16 protein-coding genes are annotated in these 24,652 nt (G+C 72.9%); 10 read left to right on the top strand and 6 right to left on the bottom strand.

Annotated elements, in window-relative coordinates; translation table 11 throughout:
• Nucleotides 1–338 precede the first annotated feature (338 nt).
• Both ACH47Z_RS12850 and ACH47Z_RS12855 read left to right on the top strand, forming a co-directional pair.
• A complete protein-coding gene (locus tag ACH47Z_RS12850) occupies nt 339–1,562 on the top strand; it encodes an NADP-dependent malic enzyme (RefSeq protein ID WP_399073250.1) in 1,224 nt (407 codons plus the stop codon).
• Between the two features lie 147 nt (nt 1,563–1,709).
• Entirely contained in the window at nt 1,710–2,675 is a 966-nt protein-coding gene (locus ACH47Z_RS12855; RefSeq protein WP_399073251.1) for a zinc-binding dehydrogenase, read from the top strand.
• A gap of 89 nt (nt 2,676–2,764) precedes the next feature.
• Here ACH47Z_RS12855 and ACH47Z_RS12860 read toward each other — a convergent pair whose 3' ends face one another.
• Nucleotides 2,765–3,814, bottom strand: a complete 1,050-nt coding sequence (locus ACH47Z_RS12860) for a helix-turn-helix transcriptional regulator (protein ID WP_399073252.1) — start codon at nt 3,812–3,814, stop codon at nt 2,765–2,767.
• Between the two features lies 1 nt (nt 3,815).
• Nucleotides 3,816–4,790 carry a DUF4097 family beta strand repeat-containing protein gene (locus tag ACH47Z_RS12865; RefSeq protein WP_399073253.1) on the bottom strand — a complete coding sequence of 325 codons (975 nt, stop codon included), beginning with the start codon at nt 4,788–4,790 and terminating at the stop codon, nt 3,816–3,818.
• Nucleotides 4,791–5,153: 363 nt separating this feature from the next.
• On the opposite strand from ACH47Z_RS12865, the gene ACH47Z_RS12870 reads away from it, so the two are divergent.
• The 8 genes from ACH47Z_RS12870 (at nt 5,154) to fxsT (ending at nt 17,665) form a co-directional block, all read left to right on the top strand.
• Nucleotides 5,154–5,333, top strand: coding sequence for a DUF6104 family protein (locus ACH47Z_RS12870; protein WP_003992906.1), 180 nt, complete (start codon nt 5,154–5,156; stop codon nt 5,331–5,333).
• Between the two features lie 59 nt (nt 5,334–5,392).
• Nucleotides 5,393–5,839, top strand: a complete 447-nt coding sequence (locus ACH47Z_RS12875; protein ID WP_399073254.1) for a CU044_2847 family protein — start codon at nt 5,393–5,395, stop codon at nt 5,837–5,839.
• The gene (locus ACH47Z_RS12880) at nt 5,836–8,076 is read left to right on the top strand and encodes a trypsin-like peptidase domain-containing protein (RefSeq protein ID WP_399073255.1); all 2,241 of its coding nucleotides are present in this window, start codon (nt 5,836–5,838) and stop codon (nt 8,074–8,076) included. The genes ACH47Z_RS12875 and ACH47Z_RS12880 overlap by 4 nt, the downstream gene beginning before the upstream one ends.
• A gap of 481 nt (nt 8,077–8,557) precedes the next feature.
• Nucleotides 8,558–9,574, top strand: coding sequence for an AAA family ATPase (locus ACH47Z_RS12885; protein ID WP_399073256.1), 1,017 nt, complete (start codon nt 8,558–8,560; stop codon nt 9,572–9,574).
• Between the two features lie 7 nt (nt 9,575–9,581).
• On the top strand, nt 9,582–12,938 hold the full coding sequence (locus tag ACH47Z_RS12890) for an SAV_2336 N-terminal domain-related protein (protein ID WP_399073257.1): 3,357 nt from the start codon (nt 9,582–9,584) through the stop codon (nt 12,936–12,938).
• Nucleotides 12,939–13,029: 91 nt separating this feature from the next.
• A complete protein-coding gene (locus ACH47Z_RS12895; RefSeq protein ID WP_399073258.1) occupies nt 13,030–13,314 on the top strand; it encodes a hypothetical protein in 285 nt (94 codons plus the stop codon).
• Nucleotides 13,311–14,588 (top strand): aKG-HExxH-type peptide beta-hydroxylase, encoded by a 1,278-nt coding sequence (locus tag ACH47Z_RS12900; protein ID WP_399073259.1) that lies wholly within the window; start codon nt 13,311–13,313, stop codon nt 14,586–14,588. Before ACH47Z_RS12895 ends, ACH47Z_RS12900 begins: the two co-directional genes overlap by 4 nt.
• Nucleotides 14,589–14,665: 77 nt before the next feature.
• Entirely contained in the window at nt 14,666–17,665 is a 3,000-nt protein-coding gene (gene fxsT / locus ACH47Z_RS12905; protein ID WP_399073260.1) for an FxSxx-COOH system tetratricopeptide repeat protein, read from the top strand.
• Between the two features lie 73 nt (nt 17,666–17,738).
• Here fxsT and ACH47Z_RS12910 read toward each other — a convergent pair whose 3' ends face one another.
• The 4 genes from ACH47Z_RS12910 to ACH47Z_RS12925 all read right to left on the bottom strand — a co-directional run bounded on the left by ACH47Z_RS12910 (nt 17,739) and on the right by ACH47Z_RS12925 (nt 24,530).
• A complete protein-coding gene (locus tag ACH47Z_RS12910) occupies nt 17,739–21,563 on the bottom strand; it encodes a multifunctional oxoglutarate decarboxylase/oxoglutarate dehydrogenase thiamine pyrophosphate-binding subunit/dihydrolipoyllysine-residue succinyltransferase subunit (RefSeq protein ID WP_399073261.1) in 3,825 nt (1,274 codons plus the stop codon).
• Nucleotides 21,564–21,865: 302 nt separating this feature from the next.
• Nucleotides 21,866–22,990: an ATP-binding protein gene (locus ACH47Z_RS12915; protein ID WP_399073262.1), complete on the bottom strand. Its 1,125-nt coding sequence runs from the start codon at nt 22,988–22,990 to the stop codon at nt 21,866–21,868.
• Nucleotides 22,987–23,727: a response regulator transcription factor gene (locus ACH47Z_RS12920; protein WP_399073263.1), complete on the bottom strand. Its 741-nt coding sequence runs from the start codon at nt 23,725–23,727 to the stop codon at nt 22,987–22,989. Before ACH47Z_RS12920 ends, ACH47Z_RS12915 begins: the two co-directional genes overlap by 4 nt.
• Nucleotides 23,728–23,852: 125 nt before the next feature.
• Nucleotides 23,853–24,530 (bottom strand): spermidine synthase, encoded by a 678-nt coding sequence (locus ACH47Z_RS12925; protein WP_399073264.1) that lies wholly within the window; start codon nt 24,528–24,530, stop codon nt 23,853–23,855.
• Between the last annotated feature and the right edge of the window lie 122 nt (nt 24,531–24,652).

The raw sequence follows: 24,652 nt of genomic DNA on the forward strand, positions 1-24,652 counted from the left end.
CGGCCGGAAGATCTTCGGCACATCTCACGATGTGGTCAGCGCATCTACCCGCGTAACAAGGGGCCGACGCGCGCGTGGCGCGGACGTCGGCTTCGTGTCATCCGCGTGTGGCTCTCTAGTCGACAGATGTGACCTTGAACCTAATGGACTCGTCGTGGGCGCCGTCCGTCCGGTAAGAAGGTTCTTTACACCCCTCATCCGGGGCTCAGGGCGCGTGTGCGGCGCGCCCGTCGCGTATGTCCCGTACGTATCAGCAATCGGGTCGTACGCGGTGCCCGCCCACCCCTCACCAGGAGTGGTCGACCCTCAAACCATGCATACCTAAGGGGTAAGACAAAGTGGCAGCGGAGATCGTCAATCCTCGCAGCGACAGCAGTACGGATCAGGACGGCGGGGCCGAGCCCCTCGATTCCTTCGATCCGGTGTTCGCGCTGCACCGCGGCGGCAAGATGGCCGTGCAGGCCACCGTGCCGGTCCGTGACAAGGACGACCTTTCCCTCGCGTACACGCCCGGCGTCGCGCGCGTGTGCACCGCGATCGCGGAGCAGCCGGAGCTGGTCAACGACTACACGTGGAAGTCCAACGTGGTCGCCGTCGTGACCGACGGTACGGCCGTGCTCGGGCTCGGGGACATCGGTCCCCAGGCCTCCCTCCCGGTGATGGAGGGCAAGGCGATCCTGTTCAAGCAGTTCGGCGGTGTGGACGCGGTCCCGATCGCGCTCGACTGCACGGACGTGGACGAGATCGTCGAGACCGTCGTCCGGCTCGCTCCGTCCTTCGGCGGCGTGAACCTGGAGGACATCTCGGCGCCCCGGTGCTTCGAGATCGAGCGCCGGCTCCAGGAGGCCCTGGACATCCCGGTCTTCCACGACGACCAGCACGGTACGGCCGTCGTGACGCTCGCGGCGCTGCGGAACGCGGCGCGGCTGAGCGGGCGCGAGATCGGGCAGCTGCGGGCCGTCATCTCGGGCGCCGGCGCGGCCGGTGTCGCCATCGCCAAGATGCTGGTCGAGGCCGGCATCGGGGACGTGGCCGTGACGGACCGCAAGGGCGTCGTGTCCGCCGACCGGGAGGACCTCACCCCGGTCAAGCGGGAGCTCGCCGGCTTCACCAACAAGGCGGGCATCTCCGGCTCGCTGGAGGACGCCCTCGCGGGCGCCGACGTCTTCATCGGCGTCTCCGGCGGTACGGTCCCCGAGGCGGCCGTGGCCTCCATGGCGGAGGGCGCCTTCGTGTTCGCGATGGCCAACCCGAACCCCGAGGTGCACCCGGAGGTCGCGCACAAGTACGCGGCGGTCGTCGCCACCGGGCGGTCGGACTTCCCGAACCAGATCAACAACGTGCTGGCGTTCCCTGGCATCTTCGCGGGCGCGCTGCAGGTGCGGGCCACTCGGATCACCGAGGGGATGAAGATCGCCGCCGCGGAAGCGCTGGCCGCTGTCGTGGGCGACGATCTTGCCGCCGACTATGTGATTCCGTCGCCCTTTGACGAGCGGGTGGCTCCTGCCGTTACGGCGGCGGTGGCGGCGGCTGCTCGGGCCGAAGGGGTCGCACGCCGGTGACGTGAATGGCCCCGTTCGTTTGAGCGGGGCCATTTCCTTCCCACCCGCCCGGCTCGGGTGTTGCAGACGTGCCCTTCGGCGCAAGAGGGCGTGTGTCACAGGGGCGCCTGGTTCCGTCGGCTCATCCGCGCGCCTATCGTCGGGCCCATGTTCGCTGTCTACGCCGCCCGAATCGACCGCGACCAGCCGCTCACCGGCCTTGAGTTGGGGGAGCGACCGGCTCCCGAGGCCCGTCCCGGCTGGAGCACCATCGATGTGCGCGCCGCCTCCCTCAACCACCACGACCTCTGGTCCCTGCGGGGCGTCGGCCTCCCGGAGGACCGGCTGCCGATGATCCTCGGCTGCGACGCCGCCGGGGTCGACGCGGACGGCAACGAGGTCGTCCTGCACTCCGTCATCGGCCAGACCGGCCACGGCGTCGGCCCGGACGAGCCGCGCTCCATCCTCACCGAGCGCTACCAGGGCACCTTCGCCGAACAGGTCGCCGTGCCGACCTGGAACGTGCTGCCCAAGCCCAGGGAGCTGTCCTTCGCCGAGGCCGCCTGTCTGCCGACCGCGTGGCTGACGGCGTACCGGATGCTGTTCACCAACGCCGGGGTGCGACCCGGTGACTCGGTCCTCGTGCAGGGCGCGGGCGGCGGTGTCGCCACGGCCGCGATCGTGCTCGGCAAGGCGGCGGGTCTGCGGGTCTTCGCCACCAGCCGCGACGAGGCGAAGCGGAAGCGGGCCCTGGAGCTGGGGGCCGTGGAGGCCGTGGAGCCGGGGGCGCGGCTGCCGCAGCGGGTGGACGCCGTGATCGAGACCGTGGGCGCGGCCACCTGGTCCCACTCGGTGAAGTCCCTGCGGCCCGGCGGGACGATCGTGATCTCCGGGGCGACGAGCGGGGACCGGCCCTCACACGCCGAGCTGACCCGGATCTTCTTCCTGGAGCTGAAGGTCGTCGGCTCGACCATGGGCACCAAGGACGAGCTGGAGGACCTGCTCTCCTTCTGCGCCGCGACCGGCGTACGGCCCGTCATCGACGAGGAGCTGCCGCTGGACCGGGCCCGCGAGGGCTTCGAGCGGCTCGCGTCCGGGGAGCAGTTCGGGAAGATCGTGCTGACCAACTCCTGAGGTTTCCGAACTCCCTGGGCTTTCTGCGGGAGGGCTGTCGTGGGGCGGGTCCGGGTGTTCGGGCCCGCCTTTTCTGCGTGAGCCGGCCGTCACTGTCCGGGCTTCGGTTGGTGCAGCAGTGCCGCGATGTGGGCCGCCGCCGTGGAGAGGTGGTGGCGGGTTTCACGGAGTTGGGTGGGGGTCACCCCGTGGTCGCGGGCCGCGTCACGGATGTCGTCACGGAATCGGTCCAGGAGGCGGTCCAGGTCGCGGGCCGGGTCGCCGGTGAAGTCCTCGTGGGACCAGGAGGGCTCGTACTCGGCGGGGAAGTCCTCGGTGGGCGGGACGTGGTGGGGTTCTTCCGGGGTGGCGGGCCGGCTCTGCGGGGGGCGGGTGAAGCCCCGGTCCTTGCCGAGGCCCTTGCCGAAGTCCTTGCCGAAATCGCCGAACTCCTTGGCCAGTTCGGTCAGGCCCTCGCGGACGCCGGTCGGCCAGTCGCCCCGGGCGAAGTGGTCCTGCACGCGGTCCTGGACATGGCGGGCGATGCGCTGCATCTCCTCCTGCGCCTGGGCCCGCGCCCGCGCCTGTGCCTCCTGGGCCTGGTGACGGGCCCGCTGGGCCTCCTCGCGGGCCCGGCGGCTCTCGTCCTTGGCGCGACGGGCCTGCTCCTTCCACTCCTGCTTGACCCGGCGCATCTCCTCCTTGGCGGCCCGCCACGACTCCTTGTCGCCGCCCAGGTCGCCGTACTCCCCGGCGGTGGCCCTCGCGCCCTGGCGGGCCTCCGAGGCGGCCGCGCGCATCTCGCGGCGCAGGTCGCCGGCGGCGCCGCGCACGTCGGCCCTGATCTCCGCGGCCAGTTCCGCGACCGACTCCCGGATCTCCAGCTCCAGGTCGGCCAACTCGCCGCTGCGGTCCGCCAGTTCGGCGCGGCCCGCGTCCGTGATGGAGTACACCTTGCGGCCGCCCTCCGTGGTGTGCCGGACCAGGCCCTCGGCCTCCAGCTTGGCCAGCCGGGGGTAGACCGTGCCCGCCGAGGGGGCGTACAGCCCCTGGAAGCGTTCCTCCAGGAGGCGGATCACCTCGTAGCCGTGGCGCGGGGCCTCGTCGAGCAGCTTGAGCAGGTACAGGCGGAGGCGCCCGTGGGCGAAGACGGGGGGCATGTCAGAGCACCTTCTTGTCGGTCGTGCCGTCGGCCGGGGCGTCGGGGGCTTGGGGGGTGCCTGTGCCCTGGTCGGAGACGGAATTGTCTCCCGGGGCGGCCGGGGCGCCGGCGGTGGGGGCGGTGCCCGGGCTCCGCGGCTCGGACTCCCACGGGGTGTCGTCCTCGTCCTCGCGCGGCGGGCGGCGCAGCAGGGCGATCGAACCGGAGACCGTGGTGGCCCGGAGCCTGCCGGTGCCCGCGCCGAGGCGCCCGGTGATCTTGTGGGCACCCCACTGGCCGTGCACCCGCAGTCCGTCGAAGGCGTTGGAGATCGTGCCGCTCGCCGTGTTCGCCTCCACCTCCGCGTCCGCCGGGTGTGGCAGTCGGATGGCGATCTCGCCGGAGACGCTGGTGAGGCCGACCTCCGTGGGGCCGTCCGGGTCCAGGTCGACGATCATGGATCCACTGACGGAGTCGGCGCGGACGGAGGGGCCGGAGCCGTCGACGACCGTCAGGTCTCCGGAGACCGAGTGGAACCGCAGGTCGCCCGTGACCGCCTGGGCCTCCAGGTTTCCCGACACGGTGTCCGCGCGGACCGGGCCGGAGACGCCGACCAGCGTGGTGTCGCCGGTCACTCCCTTGACCACGGCGGGGCCGCGGATGCCGGAGACGACCGCGCCGGCGTCGACGACACCCACCTCCACGCGCGTGTCGGCCGGGACCGCGAGGGAGACGACCGCACTGCGCCGCCAGCCCTTGCGGTCGAGCCACTTGAGGAAGCCCTTCCAGGGCAGGTCCTCGTAGGTCACCGTGAGCGTGCCGCCCTGCTGGGTGACCACCAGGGGTGGGCCCTCGATCTGCGAGATCTCGAGGCGGGCGGAACCTTCTTCGATGCCCACCACGTTGACCGTTCCGCTGACGAGGCGGACCTGGAGGTCGCTCACGCCGGCGTCGAAGGTCAGCTTCTGGGGCTCGGTGACGGACCACTCGGGCATGGGGATCTCCTCGGCCGGAACACGGTGTCGACGCGCCATATCGCGTCTTCCGTAATCACGATATATCGCGGCCGTCGGAAGTCAAGACACTCTTTTGCGTGACGCGCGAGGGTGGTGGGCCGTCGCGGGGGCGCTGCTCCTGGCGCGTGCGGCGCTGGGGTGGCGTACGAAGGGGTGCGCCGGCGCGGGTGGGCGTGTGCGCCGGGGGTCTGGCCGGATCCGTGCGGTGGGGCACCGTGGCTTTCCGCTGCTCGGCGCTGCCTCGGGCGCCGCCGCAGGCGCTGCCCGACCAGGCACCCTCCCCGTTGCATAGGCTGTCTTCGAAGGCACTCGGCCTCGATGGAAACGCAGGAGACGCACCCCATGTACTTCACCGACCGTGGGATCGAGGAGTTGGAGAAGCGGCGTGGCGAGGAAGAGGTCACCTTCGAGTGGCTCGCCGAGCAGCTGCGCACGTTTGTCGATCTGAATCCCGACTTCGAGGTGCCCGTCGAGCGGCTGGCCACCTGGCTCGCGCGGCTCGACGACGAGGACGACGAGTAGTACCCCTTCCCTTTCCCCCGGAGTTAGCCTTCTCCTCCCAACGGGGAACGGGGGCGTTCATGGCCGGCGGAGTCGAGCGGATACGGCTGGACGACGGGACCGTCGTCTGGGCCAGGATCGGAAACGGGGACGGGGACGGAGGCGGGGACGGGTACGGGGAGGGCTACGGGACCGGGGGATATCGCGACACCTCGCTCGGGGACCGCGTCATCGACATGGCGGGGGGACTGGCCGGCACGGTCGGTGGGGTCGTGCGCTCCCTGCGCGCCGGTCTGGACACCCCGGCCCCCGTACAGGTCTCCGTCAGCTTCGGAATCGAACTGACGGCGCAGTCCGGCAAGATCGTGAGCGCCATCGCGGAGGGCGGCGGCAAGTCCTCCCTCACCGTGTCCCTGACCTGGACCGAACCGGCCGCCGTACCCGACCCCGTGGCCGACGGTGCTGATCCCGCGGCCCGCGCCGACGGCGCCGTACCGCCGCAGTCGGCCGCCCACGGCGCCGTATGAGCACCTTCGCCGCGATGGTGCGCCCCTCCCTCGCGCGCATCGGCGCACCGGGTGACGGGTATGCAACGGACCGTGACCCGTACTGGGGGTCGGGGTTCTTCATCGCCCCCGGCTGGCTGCTGACGTGTGCGCATGTCGTGGGGAACGGGGGACCCGCGGTGTGCCGAGGGGAGAGCGCCATGAGCGTGACCTGGCAGGAGCGCTCCGCCGCCGACGGCTGGGCGGACCGCACCGGCACCGGCACGGCCGTGCTCGTCGCCCCCCGCCCCGACGCCGCCCGGGCCGCGCGGGACCGCTGGCCGTTCCCCGACCTCGCGCTCGTCCGTGTCACCGGCGCCGACGACGTGCCCTGTCTGTGGCTCGGCGACCGGGAGGCGGGCCCCGGAACCCAGGTCGGGCTGTACGGCTGGTCCGTGCACACCGGCGAGCCCGGCATCCGGCACGGCGAGGGCGAACTCGCCGGCGTCGACGGCCCGGCCCTGCTGCTCTCCGGGAGCCTGCCGGTCGCCGGGCTGTCCGGCGGCCCGGTGCTCGACCTGCGGCACGGCTCGGTCATCGGCGTGATCAAGGGGCGGTGGCCGGACGAGGGGATCATCGTTCCGGTCACGGCGCTGTACGAGCTGCTGGACCTGAGGGACGGCGGCCGGACCGTGCGCGACGTGCTGCGCGCCCACGACCTGCGTCATCTGCGCCAGCATCTGAGTCGGCCCGGTCCCGGTTCCCCCTCCGCCGGCCCGGCCTCCCCCGGCTGGACCGCCTTCCAGGCCGGGCTGCCCGGGCTCGCGCCCGAGGCCACCGGCATCACCGCCGAACTGCGCACCCGGCTCTACGGCCACCTCGCGCACCTGCCGCCGCCGGCTCGCGCGGGCGAGGTCGTCCACCTCGTGGAGGACGTGAAGGAGCTGGTGCGCGGCGAACGCCTGTGGTCGCTGATGCTGCCCCACGTGCGGACCTGGCGGGAGGGCGCCGGACTGCTGTACGGGCTGCGCACGCTGGAGCCGGGCGGCGGCGGCACACTGGTCGATCTGGACGCCGTCCTGCTGTACGCGGCGAAGGTGGCCCGCACGACCGCGACGGAGCGTGCCGGGGAGGTGGATCCGGGCCGGCTGGCCGCGTTCACCGACTGGATCGCCGGGCAGGCCGCCGACCACCCCAACTGGGCGGTCGGCGAGGCCATCCGGGCCCTCCTGGAGATCGACGGAGGCCGGCCGGCCTGGTCTCCGTCCGCGACGGCGGTACCTGTGACGTCTCCGCCCGCGCCCTCTGCGCCGACGACCGCCCCCGCCCCTGCCTTCGTACCGGCCCCCGTTCCCGTCTCCGCCCCCGTCGCCTCCCGCACCGACGTCCTCGTCAAGGTCGGCGCCGCCATGTACGACGGCCGGTATCCCTGGAGCGTGCAGCTGATCCACGACGGCCAGGACGTCACGCCCGTCGCCGCCGACGACCGGGGCGTGCGCGCCGAGGAGCTGGTGCGGGCGCTGCGGGAGCCGCTGGCACGGGCGCTGAGCCAGGGCGACCACGGGGAGTACCTGGCCGCGATCGAGGTGTTCCTGCCGCGCAGGCTGTTCGATCTGCCGGTGGACGAGTGGCAGTTGCTGCCCGAGCAGCCCGGTGGCGAGGAGCGCCACGAGGAGTACGAGGACGATGACGACGACTTCGTGGACGAGCGGGCGATCCCCCTCGGCATGCGGCGGACCGTCGTCGTCCGGGACGCCCGGCGCAACGACCAGGAGCCCTCCCCGGAGTGGCGCCGGCGCTGGAAGGGCGTGCAGAGCGGGCCGCTCGCGGCCGGGACGCTGCACGGGCGGCCGCCGGGCGCGGGGCATCCGCCCGGGGCGCGTCCCAGGGGCCGCCTTCCGTTCTACGGCGCCCTGTCCGCGCTGGGCGACGCGTGCGTGCCGGTCTACTGCGGGCCCGTCGGCGACGGAGAGGGGCTGGCCGCGATGAAGGACGCGCTGATGGCCGGGCATCCGGTGGTGCTGTGGCGCCGGGACCGGCACGACCCCGAGGACTGCGGGGCCTTCCACCGGCAGGCCGCCGAACTGCTGGTGACGGCCCGGCATGCGGGCGGTCTGCACGGACCCGTGCGGGACCTGCGCATCCGGCTCGCCGACCCCGAGAGCGCCCACGCGGACGGACTGCGCGGCAAGATCGCCGTACTGTTCGACCCGCCGGACCGGCCGCCGTACGGCGCGGAGGCGATGCGCCCGCCACCGCTGGCCGCGCCGGGCGCATGACCCCGGGTCCCCGCGGTGTGCCCTCGGTCCGGGCGGCCCCGCATCCGGACAGACGCCCCCCGGCCCCGGCCGCCCCGCATCCAGACGCACGGCCTCCGGGTCCGGGCCGCCCTGGATCCGGACAGGGCCCCGGGACACGGGCCCCGGTACGGCCCTGGGGGCACGGTCCCCCGGGTACGGGCCTGCGGCCACGAGCCTTGGGGCACGGCTTCGGGGCACGGTCCCCCGGGCCCGGCCCCCGGGTACGGGCCTTGGGACGCGGCTTCGGGGCACGGTCCCCCGGGGACGGCCCCCGGGACACGATCCCCGTACACCCCCGACACCCCGTCAACCCCCTTGATGCACAAGGGCGTTCGTCCGGCCGGAAGTGGACATCGAGGCGCCCTGATGCTCGGCAGGTACGGCCCGTGGGCGGTAGCCTCGTAGGCCGGACGACCACCGGGACCCGCTGCATGATCACCAGAGCCGGGAGGAGCCCAAGGTGAACGACTGGCGGATCTACCGCGGAGTGGGTCAGCCGCACGACGGCGTACGGCGGTTGCCGGCGCCGCCGCCCTGGCGTGACTTCGCGGCGTCCCGGGAGAACGGGGAGTCCGGACCGGAGGATCCCAGCAGCGCCCGGCGACTCGGGGTGCGCCGGCGGATGGTCGAGAGCTACGCGCCCCGGCCCGCCGAGGTCGACGCCGTCAACGCGGCCCTCTATCTGCGCCGGCCCCTGCTGGTGACCGGCAACCCGGGCACCGGCAAGTCGACCCTGGCGTACGCGATCGCGCATGAACTGGGCCTCGGCAAGGTGCTGCGCTGGCCGATCGTCAGCCGGACCGGCCTCCAGGACGGGCTGTACCGGTACGACGCGATAGGGCGGCTGCAGGACGTCCAGCTGGAGCGCGCCCGGGGCGGAGGGGAGGCTTCCGCCGGCGCCCCGGGGATCGGGTCGTACATCCGGCTCGGGCCGCTCGGCACCGCGCTGCTGCCCGCCGGCGAACCGCGCGTCCTGCTGATCGACGAACTCGACAAGAGCGACCTCGATCTCCCCAACGACCTGCTGAACACGCTGGAGGAGGGCGAGTTCGCGATCCCCGAGCTGGAGCGGCTGGCCGACCGCGAGCCCGTGGTCGAGGTGCTCACGCACGACGGAGACCGGGTGGCCGTGCGCGGCGGGCGCGTCGGCTGCACCGCCTTCCCGGTGATCGTCCTGACCTCCAACGGCGAACGCGACTTCCCCGCCCCGCTGCTTCGCCGCTGCGTCCAGCTGGAGCTGGAGGCGCCCGGCGAGGAGCAGCTGACCGCGATGGTCGAGGCGCACCTCGGGCCGGAGGGCGTCGCGGCCGGCACGGAGCTGATCCGCAGGTTCCTGGAGCGCGAGCCGGGCGAGGTGCTCGCCGCCGACCAGCTGCTCAACGCCCTCTTCCTCACCCGGCACGACCCGCGCGCTCAGAGCCTCACCCGGGAGCGCATCGCCGAGATGCTCATGCAGCCGCTCGACCGTACGAGGTGATGGGCGCATGCCCGGCATGGGTCGTCTGGACGAGCTGATCGGCAAGCTGCGCCAGGGCGGGCTCGACCTCACCGCGGAGGACGTGGCGGACGCGCTCTGGCTGGCCCGGCGGCTCGGCGCCGGCCCGGCGCGCGACGCCCCCGCGCCGTCGTCCCCCCTCCCGCTCGCGCACCCTCCCGAGACCGGCCCGCCGCAGGGGAACACCCCCGTCGCCCCGCCGGACCCGGGGGCCGGTCCGCAGACCGGCCCCCTGCCGCCGCGCCCGGAGCCCGCCGCCGCTCCCGTCCCGCTGCACACGCGCACCGCGAGCCCCGACCCTTCGCGCCCGGCCACCGAGGGCGGCCCCGCCGGGTTTCCGGTCCGCGCCCCCGCCGCCGGTGCCCTGCCCGGGCTGCTCGGCCTGGAGAAGGCGCTGCGCGCCCTCGGCCGCTACCGGCCCGGCTCCGCCCGCGACCGGGACGAGCGGAGCAGTCACACCGAGCGCCTCGATCGCATCGACGAGGAAGCCACCGCCGACCGCGCCGCCGCCAGCGGCATCCTGCTCCCCGTCGTCCGGCCCGGCCGCCGCCGGCGCTGTGACGTCCAGCTCCTGATGGACACCGGCCCCGCGATGGCCGTCTGGGGGCAGATGGTCGAGGAGCTGCGCCAGGCCTGCCAGCAGTCCGGCGCGTTCGCCTCCGTCCGGGTCCATCAGCTGTACCCGGGGGATGCGGGTGTTGCCCTCGTGGGGACGACCGCCGGTCCCGGCCGGCGCACCCGGCTGCGCCCGGCCGACGAGCTGCACGACCCCACCGGCCGCTGTGTCACCTTCGTGATCAGCGACTGCGTGGGCCCCCTGTGGCAGAACGGCGGCGCCCAGCGGCTGCTGGCAGGCTGGCCGCGCACCGCCCCGCTGGCCGTCGTCCAGCCGCTGCCGCCCCGTCTGTGGGGCCGTACGGCGCTGCCCGCCGAGCCGGGTGTGCTGGTGCGGAACGCGGAGGTCGGCGGGCGTCTCGTGTTCGTCCCCGACGACGAGCCGTGGGAGGAACCGGCGCCGGACGCCCGGCCGGTGCCGGTCCTGCAGCCCACCCCGGACGCCTTCGGGGCGTTCGCCCGGCTTCTCGCGGGCACCGGCCCGACCAGCGAACGCGCCTGGGCCGCGCTCGCGGCGCCGGTGACGGCCCCCGGACTCGCACCGGTCACCGCCACCACGCCGCCCCGCGACGACGAACTGCTGCGCGCCTTCCGCGCCGGTGCCTCGCCCGGTGCCCTGCGCCTCGCCGTCTACCTCGCCGCCGCCCCGCTCACGCTGCCCGTGATGCAGCTGGTGCAGCGGGCGATGCTGCCCGACACCGGGCCCATGGAGCTGGCCGAGGTGCTGCTCGGCGGGCTGCTGCGGCAGCTGCCCGGCACCGAGGACGAGCCCTGCTTCGTCTACCCGGGCCGGGTGCAGGACCTGCTGCTCGCCTCCCTCGACCAGGACACCGCCGGGCTCGTCCTCAAGCACTGCTCGGCCTATGTGGAACGGCACTTCGGCCGCGGCACCCGGAACTTCGCCGCGCTCGCCGCGGCCCGGCTCACCGACCGCGACCCGGCCGGCGGTGCGGGGCCGCTGCCCGAGGACGAGGACCCCGCGGCACAGGACGCGGGCGGCGGGGTCGAGGCCGAGCTGTTCGCCCGGATCCCCGCCCGGGTGCTGCGCTTCTACCAGCCCGAGAGCCCGGCGGTCGACCCGCTCACCGAGGGCGGCCGGCTGTTCGAGGAGTGGCGGCACCGGGGCGACCCGGAGGTGCTGCGCCAGGCCCGCGACCTCGCGCGGACGGCGGTGACCGGCTCGGACGCCGCCGAGGGGAGCGTCGTACGGGCCCGGATGCTGCTCGGCCGGGTGCTGCGCGCCGAGGCCGGCACGGCGGCCGTCCGCACGGCGGGCCGGCGCGAGGAGCTGCTGCGCGAGGCCGTCACCGAACTCGTCGCCGCACACGCCTCGGCCCCCGCCGACAGCCGCGAACGTGCCGAGTCGGCCATCGAACTGGCCTCCTGCCGCCGTGAGTTGTGGCACCTGACGGCGGACTCCGGCCACCTCACGGCCGCGCTGGAGGTCCTCGACCCGAACGACGCCCCCTGGCCGGCGCTGGCCAACCGGGCACGGGTGTGGGCGGGTTCGCGGCCGGGCGGGGATGCGGGGCTGTTCGGTGGTCCGCGGGAGGGCGACGGCACCCTCGGCACCCCGGACGCCCCCGGCGGGGGGAGCGTCCGCGCCGTACCGGAGGAGCCGGCCGGTGCCGACGCCGCTGTCGCGCCCTGGGCCGCTCGTGCGCACCGGGCCCGCCTCCTCCTGCGGGGCCGGATACTGCTGGAGTTGCGGCATGCCGGTGCGGCCGTGCCCGAACTCAGGGAAGGCTGCGCGCTGTTGGAGCTCGAGGAGGCCGCCGATGCGGTGCGGACGCCCGCGTTGCTGGATCTGGCGCGGGCGTTGCGGGCCGCCGGGGCCGAGGACGCCGAGACGCGCGGGGCGCTGGAGCGGGCCGAGCGGGCGGCCGGGGACGAGCCGGGGCTGCTGCTGCCCTGTCTGGCCGCGCTGGCCGCCTTCCAGGACGAGACGGGGAACAGCCGCGAGGCCGACGCCGTCTATGAGCGGGCCGTGCTGCTCGCGCCCGCCGACAGTGCCCTGCGCTGCCGGCTGCTGACCGGCTGGGGCGAGTCGCTGCTGCGGCGCGCCTCGGCGCAGGGCGGCGCGCAGATCGTGGACCGGGCCGAGTACGTGCTGCGCGAGGCGCTGAAGGTGCTGCCGGCCCGCTCGGCCCAGCGCGGCCGGCTGCAGGGCCTGGTCGGCAGCGCGCTCGCCCAGCGGTTTCGTCATCTCGGCTTCCTGCCCGACCTGTTCGAGAGCCGCCATCTGCTCGGTCAGGCCCTGCGCGCCGCCGCCGACGCGGCCGTGCGGGCGGAGGTGTGGCTCCAGCTCGGGCGGGTGCGGCTGGAGGGCTGGTATCACGCGGGGGCGCCGGGGCTGATGGAGGCGTTGCAGGCGTACGAGAGCGCCGAGCGGGAGGCGCGGGCCGCGCACGGCGGGGATCCCGGCTCGGTGACCGTGGCCCGGGCCTGGCACGGCAGCGGCGCGGTGCTGGCCCTGCTGGGGCGGCCGGGCGCGGCGCGGGGCGCCTACCGGGCGGCCCGGGAGCAGTGGCAGCGGCTGTCGGGGGCGCTGCGGGAGGTGGACTGGGCGGAGGTCGAGGAGACCAGGCGGGCGGAGGCGGTCCTGGGCGCGGAGGGGGTCCGGTGGGATGACGTACGGGGGATGCCGGAGGCGGAGTGGGGCCGGCTCGCGCCCCCTTGGTACCCGTGGACCGAGGAGTGGTCCAACTGGTCCGAGCGTGACCGGAGTTGATCGACTCGGTGTTTCTGACTCCCTTGCGTCGGGAAGAACTGGGCAGCCGCTGTGGCCGTGCGGGGCGGGTACCGGCAGGGAGGAGCCGAGGGTGGCGGAGCAGAGGAAAGGAGCGGCCGGTCCCGGTGCGGACCCCGGACCGACCGCGCTCCTGTCCGGCCTCACCGATGTCGACCTGCGGACATTGCGTGCCATGGACGATCCGGGCCTGATGGCGATGGTGGGTGACGTGCTGTGCCGGGCCCGGGAGTTCCGGGAGGTCTGGTACGTCGGCGGGGAACTGCCCGGGGGCGGCACGTCCGGCGGAGGGTCCCGCGGCCGTACGTTTCCGGCCGGAATGGCCGCGTGGGATTCCGGTGAGGACGACCGGGAATGACCCCGGCGCCGGTGTCCGCCGAGACCATCGGGGAACTCGCGACGACCCGGCCCGCGGCCGCGGGCACCGCGGCACTGCGTGCCGCACTCCACGCGCGTCGCATGCTGCTCCTCAAGGCGGCCCTGGTCCGGGTCGAACGGGCGCGGGCCTCGCTCGCGCCGGCCGTCCGGGCCCGCTTCGAGGCGGACTGGGCGCTGCTGGAGCGGGCGGAGCGGGCCGACCCCGTGGCGGTCCGTGACCTGGTCGACTACCCGATGACCGGCGCCTGGCTCGGCGCGGTCCTGGCCGCCGGCGAAGGCCCCGGTCTGGCAGGCCGGTTGCCGTATCTCACCGGGCTGGCCCTGGCCGCCGCCGCGCGGGCCGGCGCCTCGGTCGAGGGGGAACGCGCGGTGCCCTCGGGCCGCCTGGTGCTGCCGGGGCTCGGCGTGCTGTACTGCCCGTCCGGCCGCGCCCTGCTCGGCGGCCGGCCCGGACTGGTGCGTGTCACGGACGCGGCCGGTGCCGCCGAGGTGCTGCTCGCCCGCCCCGGCCCCGGCACCCGTCGGCCGGCCCGCGGCGGCACCGGCTGGCTCGGCCTGCGCGAACTGCCCGGCAGCGCCGTACTCCTCGACGACCTCGACCCCTACCGGGTGCCCGCGCACGGCATCGGCCCCGAGGCCCTGCCCGCCGCCCGGCGCCCGGACACCGCGCCCGGCGCCTGGGCCGCGCGCTGGCTCGCCGCGCGGGCGCTGCTGTCGGCCACCGATCCCGCCCGGGCGGTGGAGACCGGAGCGGTGCTGCGCGCGGTGGTGCCCCTGGCACCGTCCGGACGGCCGGGCGGGCCCCTGATCAGCGCCACCCTGCGGGCCGCCCCCGGCGCGCTGCTCAGCCAGCTGCCCGGGGACGCGGGCGACCTGGCCGAGGCGCTGGTCCACGAGACCCAGCACACCAAGCTGGCCACCCTGCACGACGTGGTCCCCCTGTACCGGCCGAGCGGCGCCCTGTACCGGGTGGGCTGGCGCAGCGACCTGCGCCCCGTGTCCGGCGTGTTCCAGGGCGTCTACGCCCATCTCGCGCTCGCCGACCTGTGGCGACGGGCCCGGAGCGGATCCGTGCTCGCGTACGGCTGGCGGGATCGCGCCGAGCGCCGGTTCGACACCCACTGGGATCAGGTCGGAGAAGCCTTGTCCCTCCTCCGTAAATCCGATGAACTGACCTTTGTAGGGCGGGAGTTCGTCCAGGAGATGGAACGGCATCACGCGGGTCTCGGCGTGGCGGCCAGAAGTTCCGGGTGACACGTCGTACATGGGGTATTGCGCTACGTGTTGCGGGCGTACGCCCGTGAGTCGGGCGCGGAGAGCAGGGAGCGGCGATGGCGGAACAGCGGCGGTCGGACATGGATGGTGCGGCACAGCACTTCCTCGTGGTCTTCCCGGGTTACCACCGTTCATGGGCGGCCTGGATCGCCCAGACCCTGGAACGCCACGGCCACCGGGCCACCCTGCAACGCTGGGACCCGCCGCGCGAGGTCCCGCTGGAGGACTCGTTCGGCGACCTGCTCCTGTCCAGCGGCCGGGTGCTGCTGGTGCTCAACGACTGGTTCTTCGAACTCGGCCCGCGCCCGGCGGGGGAGTGGAACGACGTGCTGCGCGGCTTCGTCGCCCACCACGCCGACCGCTTCGCCGCCGTCAACCTCACCAACCGGCCGCTGCTGCCCGCCACCGCCGTCCTCGAACCGGCCAGCCTCTGGGCGGTCAGCGAGGAGGCCGCCGAGGAACGCCTGCTCAGCAGGCTCGGCCTGGACCGCCGGCGCAGCCCGCGCACCCTGCCCGGCGGCCGGGTCCGCTACCCGGAGAGCCGCTGCGAGATCTGGGGCGAGATCCCGCGCCGCAACGCGCGTTTCACCGGCCGCGACGATCTGCTCAACGGCATCCACCAGCGGCTGTCCGACGCCGAGCGCGGCGCCTCCGCCTGCACCCTGCTGGGCATGTCCGGCATCGGCAAGACCCAGCTGGCCGCCGAGTTCGCGCACCGCTTCAGCACCGACTACGACCTGGTCTGGTGGGTCAACTCCGACGACCGCAACATCCAGCGCGACCGCTTCGGCGAACTCGCCGTGGAACTCGGCCTGCCCATCGGCAGCGAGCCGGGCGAACGCATCCGCGCCGTCCGCGAGGCGCTGCGCCGGGGCGAGCCGTACGCCAACTGGCTGGTCGTCTTCGACGGCTGGGACGACCCCGAGGGCATCAACGCGCTCCTCCCGCAGGGCCCCGGTCACGTCCTCGTCACCTCCCGCAACCGGTCCTGGACCGAGTACACCGACGTCCTGGAGGTACCGGCCTTCCTGCGCGCCGAGTCCACCGGCTATCTGATGCGCCGCGCCCCGCACATCACCGCGACCGACGCGGACGAGGTCGCCGCCGAGTTCGGCGACGTACCGCTGCCCCTGGTGCAGGCCGCCTCCTGGCTCGGTGAGTCCCGCATGGAGGTGCCCGAGTACCTGCGCATGGTGCGCGAGCGCCGGCTGACCACGGTGGACGAGCCCGCCGTCGGCGAGGGGTTCCTGCAGTCCTCCATGACCTCCTGGTCGATACTGCTCAACCGGCTGCGCCGCTCCCAGCCCCAGGCCATCGACGTCCTCGGCCTGTGCACGTCCTTCGCCCCCGGACGCATCCCGCTCGGCCTGATCCGCGCCTACCCGCAGACGGACTTCCCCGAGGAACTCCGCTGGATGGCCACCGACCTGCCCGCCTGGACCCGGGCCCTGGACACCCTCGTCAACTACTCGGTCCTCACCCGGGAGTCCCGGGGCCCCCTGGGCGCGGACATGGGCCCGCACCAGGAGTCCGTCCACATGCACCGGCTCGTCCACGACATCGTCTCCAAGCTGACCAGCGAGGAGAACCAGGCGGTCCACCGCCGGGCCGTGCGCACCCTGCTCGCCGAGGCCGACCCCGGCAACCCGGTGGACAGCCGCAACTGGCCGCGCTACGCCGAACTGCTGCCGCACCTGGAACCCTCCGGCGCGCTGAGCAGTGGCCAGGCGCGGGTCCAGGCCACCGTCCTGAACTGCCTGCAGTACTGCCTGCGCAGCGGCGAGTACAACAGCGGTGCCGAACTGGCCCAGAAGATCCGCGACCGCTGGTCGCGGATCATGGACCCGCTGGATCCGCACATGCTCGACCTGACCCGGCAGGAGAGCTTCATCCTGCGCTCCAGCGGCCGCTTCCGCGAGGCCTACGACCTGGACCGCCGCTTCCTGGACCGGCTGCAGTCCACCCCGGGGCGCGACGCGCTCGCCGAGCTGATCACCCAGGGTTCTCTCGCCAGCGACCTGGGTTTCCTCGGCCGGTACGAGGAGGCGCAGGCCCTCCACCGGCAGGTACTCGAAGGCAACGAACGGGTCCTCGGACCCGACGAGGTCGCGACGCTGGTCGCCCGGCACAACCTGGGCGTCGGCCTGCGGCTGCTCGGCCGCTACGCGGAGGCCTACGAACTCGACCTGGAGACCCTCGCCCTGCGCGAGAACGTGCTGCGTGCCCGGCACATCAGCACCCTCAACTCCGGCAGCGCGGTCGCCCACGACCTCAGACTGCTCGGCCGGTACCGGGACGCGCTGGCCCGCCAGGAGCCGCTGGTCCGCCTCCATGTGCAGGTGCTCGGCCCGCAGCACCCGCAGACCCTGGAGGCCCGGGTCCAGCTGGCCCTGTGCCGGCGCCGCGAGGGCGGACCCAGCCAGGACGTGATGGCCGGCATGGCCACGCTGCTCGACCAGCTCGCCCAGCTGCACGGCCGCGAGCACTACCGCACGCTGTCGTTCATCACCGCCTACGGCAACTATCTGCGCGAGCACGGTGATCTGCGCCGGGCCCGCGACCTGATCGACGAGGCCGAGGCCGGCTACCGCGCCCTGCTCGGCCCCGCCCACCCGGTGGCCACCGGCATGCTGTCCAACACCGCGCTCGTCATGCAGGTGGCCGGCGACCGTGCCGACGCGCTCGCCATGTCGGAGTCCGCGCTGGCCGGGCTCACCTCCACCCTCACCGCCGACCACCCCTGGGTCCTCGGCTGCGCCCTCAACACGGCCGCCGCGCGCAATATCAACGGCCGGATCGCCGAGGCCGTGGAACTGAGCCGGGAAACCCTGCGCCGGGCCCGGCGCAGCCTGGGCCACGAGCACCCCCTCACCCTGTCGTGCCAGGTGGCCCTGGCCGCCGACCTACGGGCCGTACACGAACAGGAGGAGGCCACGAAGCTGGAGGACGACGCCCTCCTCACCCTCACCCGCACCCTGGGTGCCCAGCACACCCACACGATCTCGGCCCGCCAACGGGTGCGTCCTTACTGGGACTTCGAGGCCTACCTGGGGTGAGGGAAGGCGAAGGGCCCGGCACCGAGCAAGAACTCGGTACCGGGCCCAGAGGTTCGGCTGAACCGCCGGAGGCCTACGCCTCGAAGACCTCACGCACCAGCTGCTCCTGCTCCGCCTGGTGGCGCTTGGCGGAGCCGACGGCCGGGGACGAGGAGTGCGGGCGCGAGATGCGCCGCAGCCGCTCGCCGTGCGGGACGTCCGCGCCGACCGCCAGGTCCAGGTGGTCGATCAGGTTCAGGGCGATGAACGGCCAGGCACCCTGGTTCGCCGGCTCCTCCTGCGTCCACAGGTACTTCTCGGCGTTCGGGTACTTGTTGACCTCCGCCTGGAGCTCGGCACCCGGCAGCGGGTACAGCCGCTCGATGCGGATGATCGCCGTGTCCGTGACGCCGCGCTTGACCCGCTCGGCCTCGAGGTCGTAGTAGACCTTGCCCGCGCAGAAGACGACCTTGCGGACGGCGGCCGGGTCGACCGTGCTGTCGCCGATGACCGGGCGGAACTGGCCGCTCGTGAACTCCTCCGCCTTCGACGCCGCCGCCTTCAGACGCAGCATCGACTTCGGGGTGAAGACGATCAGCGGCTTGTGGTGCGGGTTGTGCACCTGCCAGCGCAGGAGGTGGAAGTAGTTCGACGGCAGGGTCGGCATGGCCACCGTCATGTTGTTCTGCGCGCACAGCTGGAGGAAGCGCTCGACACGGGCCGAGGAGTGGTCCGGGCCCTGGCCCTCGTAGCCGTGGGGGAGGAGCAGCGTGACGCCGCTCATCTGGCCCCACTTCTGCTCCGCTGCCGAGATGTACTCGTCGACCACCGTCTGCGCGCCGTTGACGAAGTCGCCGAACTGCGCCTCCCACATCACGAGCGCGTCGGGGCGGGCCAGCGAGTAGCCGTACTCGAAGCCCATGACCGCGTACTCGGACAGCAGGGAGTTGTAGACGTTGTAGCGCGCCTGCTCCTCGGCGAGGTACTGGAGCGGGGTGTACTCCTCGCCCGTCTCGCGGTCGATGAGCACCGCGTGGCGCTGGCCGAAGGTGCCGCGCTGGGAGTCCTGGCCGGACAGGCGGACCGGCGTGCCCTCCAGCAGCAGGGAGCCGACGGCCAGGGTCTCGCCCATGCCCCAGTCGATCGTGCCGTCCTCGACCATCGTCGTCCGGCGCTGCAGCTGCGGCAGCAGACGCGGGTGCACGGTGAAGTGGTCGGGGATGGTGACCTGGGACTCGGCGATGCGCTTCACGACCTCCGAGGAGATCGCGGTCGGAACCGCGACCGGGAAGCCGTCCTGCGGCGCCTGGGTGTCCGCGGCGGCCGGCTGCGAGGTGGCCTCGCGGACCTCCGTGAAGACCTTCTCCAGCTGGCCCTGGTAGTCCTGCAGGGCCTGCTCGGCCTCTTCCAGGGTGATGTCGCCGCGACCGATCAGGGACTCGGTGTAGAGCTTGCGCACCGAGCGCTTCTTGTCGATCAGGTCGTACATCAGCGGCTGGGTGAAGGCCGGGTTGTCCGACTCGTTGTGACCGCGGCGGCGGTAGCAGATGAGGTCGATCACCACGTCCTTGTTGAACGCCTGGCGGAACTCGAAGGCGAGCCGCGCCACGCGGACGACGGCCTCGGGGTCGTCGCCGTTCACGTGGAAGATCGGAGCCTCGATCATGCGGGCCACGTCCGTCGCGTACATGGAGGAACGCGAGGACTCGGGGGCCGCGGTGAAGCCGACCTGGTTGTTGATGACGATGTGGACCGTGCCGCCGGTGCGGTAGCCGCGCAGCTGCGACATGTTCAGGGTCTCGGCCACCACGCCCTGGCCCGCGAAGGCCGCGTCGCCGTGCAGCGCGACCGGCAGGACCGTGAAGTCCGTGCCGCCCTTGTTGATGATGTCCTGCTTGGCGCGGGCGATGCCCTCGATGACCGGGTCGACCGTCTCCAGGTGGGACGGGTTGGCGGCCAGCGAGACCGTGATCTGCTCGCCGTCCAGGCCCGTGAAGGTGCCCTGGGCGCCCAGGTGGTACTTCACGTCGCCGGAGCCGTGCATCGACTTCGGGTCGAGGTTGCCCTCGAACTCGCGGAAGATCTGCGCGTACGACTTGCCGACGATGTTGGCGAGGACGTTCAGGCGGCCGCGGTGGGCCATGCCGATGACGACCTCGTCCAGCCGGGACTCGGCGGCGGAGTCGATCACCGCGTCGAGCAGCGGGATGACGGACTCGCCGCCCTCCAGCGAGAAGCGCTTCTGACCGACGTACTTGGTCTGCAGGAACGTCTCGAAGGCCTCCGCCGCGTTCAGGCGGCGCAGGATCCGCAGCTGCTCCTCGCGCTCCATCCGGGAGTGCGGGCGCTCCACGCGGTCCTGGATCCACTTGCGCTGCTTGGGGTCCTGGATGTGCATGAACTCGATGCCGATGGTGCGGCAGTACGAGTCGCGCAGCACGCCGAGGATGTCGCGCAGCTTCATCAGGGACTTGCCGGCGAAGCCGCCGACCGCGAACTCGCGCTCCAGGTCCCACAGGGTGAGCCCGTGCTCGGTGATGTCCAGGTCGGGGTGCTTGCGCTGCTTGTACTCCAGCGGGTCGGTGTCGGCCATGACGTGGCCGCGGACCCGGTAGGAGTGGATCAGCTCGAAGACCCGGGCGGCCTTGGTGACGTCGTCGTCGTGGCTGGCGTCGATGTCCTTGAGCCAGCGGACCGGCTCGTAGGGGATGCGCAGGGCCTCGAAGATGTCGTCGTAGAAGCCGTTCTCGCCGAGGAGCAGGTTCGCGACCTGGCGCAGGAACTCGCCGGAGGCGGCGCCCTGGATCACCCGGTGGTCGTAGGTCGACGTGAGCGTCATGACCTTCGAGACGCCGAGCTTGTTCAGGGTGTCCTGGCTGGTGCCCTGGAACTCCGCGGGGTAGTCCATGGAGCCGACGCCCATGATGACCGACTGGCCGGGCATCAGACGCGGGACCGAGTGGACCGTGCCGAGGCCGCCGGGGTTGGTCAGGGAGACCGTGACACCGGTGAAGTCGTCCATCGTCAGCTTGCCGTCACGGGCGCGGCGGACGATGTCCTCGTAGGCCTGCCAGAACTCGAAGAAGTTCAGCGTCTCGGCCTTCTTGATGGCGGCCACGACGAGCTGGCGGTCGCCGTTGGGCTTCACCAGGTCGATGGCCAGGCCGAGGTTGACGTGCGCCGGCTTGACGAGGGTCGGCTTGCCGTCCTTCTCGCCGAACGACCAGTTCATCGACGGCATGGCCTTGATGGCCTGCACCATCGCGTACCCGATCAGGTGCGTGAAGGAGATCTTCCCGCCGCGGGCGCGCTTGAGGTGGTTGTTGATGACGATGCGGTTGTCGAACAGCAGCTTCACCGGGACCGCGCGGACCGAGGTGGCGGTCGGCAGCTCCAGCGAGGCGTTCATGTTCTTCGCGACCGCGGCGGCCGGACCGCGCAGCGTCACCAGCTCGGGGCCCTCGGGGGCCGCGGCGGCGGGGGCGGTCTTGGCGGCGGCCGCCGGCTTCGGCTGAGCGGGCGCCTGTGCGGGCTGCGCCGGCTTGGCCGGTGCCGGGGCCGCGGCCTGAGCCGCGGGAGCCGGTGCCGGGGCGGGGGCCGCGGCGGGCTTCGGAGCGGCCGGAGCGGGCGCGGCGGCGGCCTGGGGGGCCGGGGCCGCGGGCTGGGCGGCCGGGGCCGTGGTGGTGGTCCCTGCGGCCCCCGCGGCCGCAGTACCCGCCGCAGCCGGGGTGGCAGGTGCTCCCGGCTTGTAATCGGCGAAGAAGTCCCACCAGGCACGGTCTACCGAATTCGGGTCCTGGAGGTACTGCTGATAGATCTCGTCGACGAGCCACTCGTTCGGACCGAACGCAGCTGCGGGGTTCTTCCCGGCTTGGTCGTCGGTGGAGACGCTCGGGTTACTGGGGGACTGTGGCGACACGGCGGCAACCGCCCTCTTCCGCTTCACAAGGTGATGGACAGCGGGAATAAAGGCTACGCCTCTGTGGCCGGGAAGGTCAGGTCGAGCAAGGTCATCGTCGCGTAAGTCACATCGGAAATCTTGTTTCAGGGCTTGATATGGCGGGAAACAAGCGTGGTTCCGTGGGGGAGAGGGTGCACGGCCGTGGACCCGGCGCGTCTTCGTTCGAAGGGGCGCGCGGGCCTGTCCCTGATCACACGTGTCCAGCTGCGCCTGAGCGGCGGTGACCGTCGTGGATCTTGTGCCTCCGGTCGGACCCTACGTCAACTCGGGACGGAAGTCAGTCCCGGAAGGGTGACGATGATCCGGCAGCCGCGATCGGATTCGGCCACACCGATCCGGCCGCCGTGCAGATCCACCGCCCAGCGGGCGATCGCCAGCCCGAGGCCCGTACCGCCGTCGCTGCCCGGGCCGTGCGGCCGGGTCACCGCGCCCCGGTTGAAACGCTCGAAGACCCGGTGCCACTCCGAGCGCGGAATGCCCGGACCCTCGTCCAGGACCTCCAGCTCCAGCGACTCCGGCGTCGGCCCGCGGCGCGCCCGCACCGTCACGCGGCCGTGCGGCGGGCTGTGCTTGACCGCGTTGTCGATCAGGTTGGCGACGACCTGGTGGATCCGCTCGGGGTCCGCGTGCGCGGTCAGCTCCGGCGGGGAGACGTCCAGGTGGAGGTGGACGTCAGTACGGGTGTGACTGCCGGAGCCCGAGGCGATGCCCGCCCGCGCCGAGGCGACCATGTTGGCCTCCTTCAGCACGCCCGACAGATACGGCCACACCTCGAAGCGGCGCAGTTTCAGCGGTACGACCCCGTTGTCGAGCCGGGACAGGTCCAGCAGGGTCTCCACCAGCCGGCCCAGCCGCTCGGTCTGCTTCAGGGCCGTCCGCATGGTCTCCTGGTCGGCCTCGGTGACCCCGTCGACGATGTTCTCCAGCACCGCGCGCAGCCCGGCGATGGGCGTGCGCAGCTCGTGGGAGACGTTCGCGACCAGCTCTTTGCGCTGCCGGTCCTGGGCCTCCAGCTCGTCGGCCATGACATTGATCGTCTCGGCCAGGTCGCCCAGCTCGTCCCGGCGGTTCTCGCGCACCCGGCGCGTGTAGTCGCCCCGTGAGATCGACCGCGCCACCGCGTTCATCTCGTCCAGCGGCATGGTCAGCGAGTGCGCCACGAACTGCGTGATCAGCAGCGTGGCGATCATCGAGAAGACCGTGATGAAGCGCAGCTCGGTCTTGGTGCTCACCGCGATCATCGACAGACCGGTGGTGATCAGCACCGAGATGACGACCAGCGCGCCCAGCTTGGTCTTGATCGAGAACGGGCGTACGCCGCCCCAGGGTTCCTCGCCGGGGGTCCCGGGGCTCCTCCGTGCGGCCTGGCGCCCGTCGCCGCTCACGGGGTCGGCGTCTCCAGGGCGTAGCCCACGCCGTGCACCGTACGGATCCGCTCGGCGCCGATCTTCCGGCGCAGCGCCTTGATGTGGCTGTCGACCGTACGGGTCCCGGAGGCGTCCGCCCAGTCCCACACCTCGGCCAGCAGCTGCTCCCGGGAGAGCACCGCGCGCGGGGTGTTCGCCAGGCACACCAGCAGGTCGAACTCGGTGGGCGTCAGATGGACGTCCTCGGACTTCACCCGCACCCGGCGCTGCGCGTGGTCGATCTCCAGCTCGCCGAGGCGCAGGATGCCGGAGCGGGGCGTGGTGGCGGCGAGGGCCGCCCGCTCCACCCGGCGCAGCAGCACGTGCACGCGTGCCGCCAGCTCACGCATCGAGAACGGCTTGGTCATGTAGTCGTCCGCGCCGACCCCGAGACCGACCAGCATGTCCGTCTCGTCGTCCCGCGCGGTCAGCATCAGCACCGGCACCGGCCGCTGCGCCTGCACCCGCCGGCAGACCTCGAGGCCGTCGAAGCCCGGCAGCATGATGTCGAGGATCAGCAGGTCGGGCTGCCAGGCCTCGGCCGTGTCGACTGCGGCCGGCCCGTCGCCCGCGGTCTGTACGAGAAATCCCTCGGCGCGCAGCCGGGCCGCGATGGCGTCGACGATCGTGGGGTCGTCCTCGACGACCAGCACCCGGCGCTGGGCGCCCGGGGTGCTCGTCGCCGCGCCGCTCTGGGAGGTGTGTGTCTGCTCCATCGCCCGCCCCTGCTTGTTGCTTTCCGGAATCAGTGGGGTGATCCCATGTCTGCGTTCGACGCTTGGTTGATCCGTTGAATGATCCGCGTCAGGGGAGCACCCTACGGGGATTCACCGCGCTGTCGCTATCCAGGTCGGACCGCGAGGTGCACGGCGTCCGGAACGCCCCGGGCAACCGGCACCTCTTCGGTACGCACCTGTTGGAACCCGGCATTCCACAAGCTTCCTTCAAATTCCGGAGAGGGTTTCGCCGACCAGACCGCGAGCACCCCGCCCGGCCTCAACACCCGTGCGCAGGAAGCGAGTCCGGCCACTGAGTACAGGCTCCCGTTGCCGTCCGTGACCGTCCAGCCGGGCCCGTTGTCGATGTCCAGGCACAGCGCGTCGAACGTGTCCGATGTCTCACGGACATAAGACACAAGGTCTTCACACACGACCTCGGTGCGCGGATCGCCGAGCGCCCCGGCGGACACCTCCCCGAGCGGCCCGTCCCGGTGCCAGTCGACGACGGCCCGCTCGCGCTCCACCACCGTGATCCGCCCCCAGCGCGGATCCGCGACGGCGTGTGCGAGCGAGAACCCGACGCCGAGCCCGCCGATCAGCACCGCGGGGTCCGGCCGCCCGTCCAGCGCGGCCAGCGCGGCCTCGACCAGCAGCCGTTCCGACCGCCCGTCGGAGGTGTCCATCAGGAAGCACCCGTTGGCGATGATCTGGAGCAGCGCTCCGTGCCGGCGCAGCACCACCTCGCCGTACGGGCCGTCACGCCGGTCGAGGATCACGGGGGAGTCGTACGCGGCAGTCATGGGCCCATTCTGGTCGAACGGAGCATGACGTTCACGGGAAATTCCGGCGGCGTGACGCGCCGTCGAAATTCGGCCATGCGTTCGCATTCCGTGGGTTCACCGGAGCCTCTCACTTCACACGG

The sequence above is a fragment of the Streptomyces sp. NPDC020192 genome, from assembly GCF_044388685.1.
Lineage (GTDB): Bacteria > Actinomycetota > Actinomycetes > Streptomycetales > Streptomycetaceae > Streptomyces.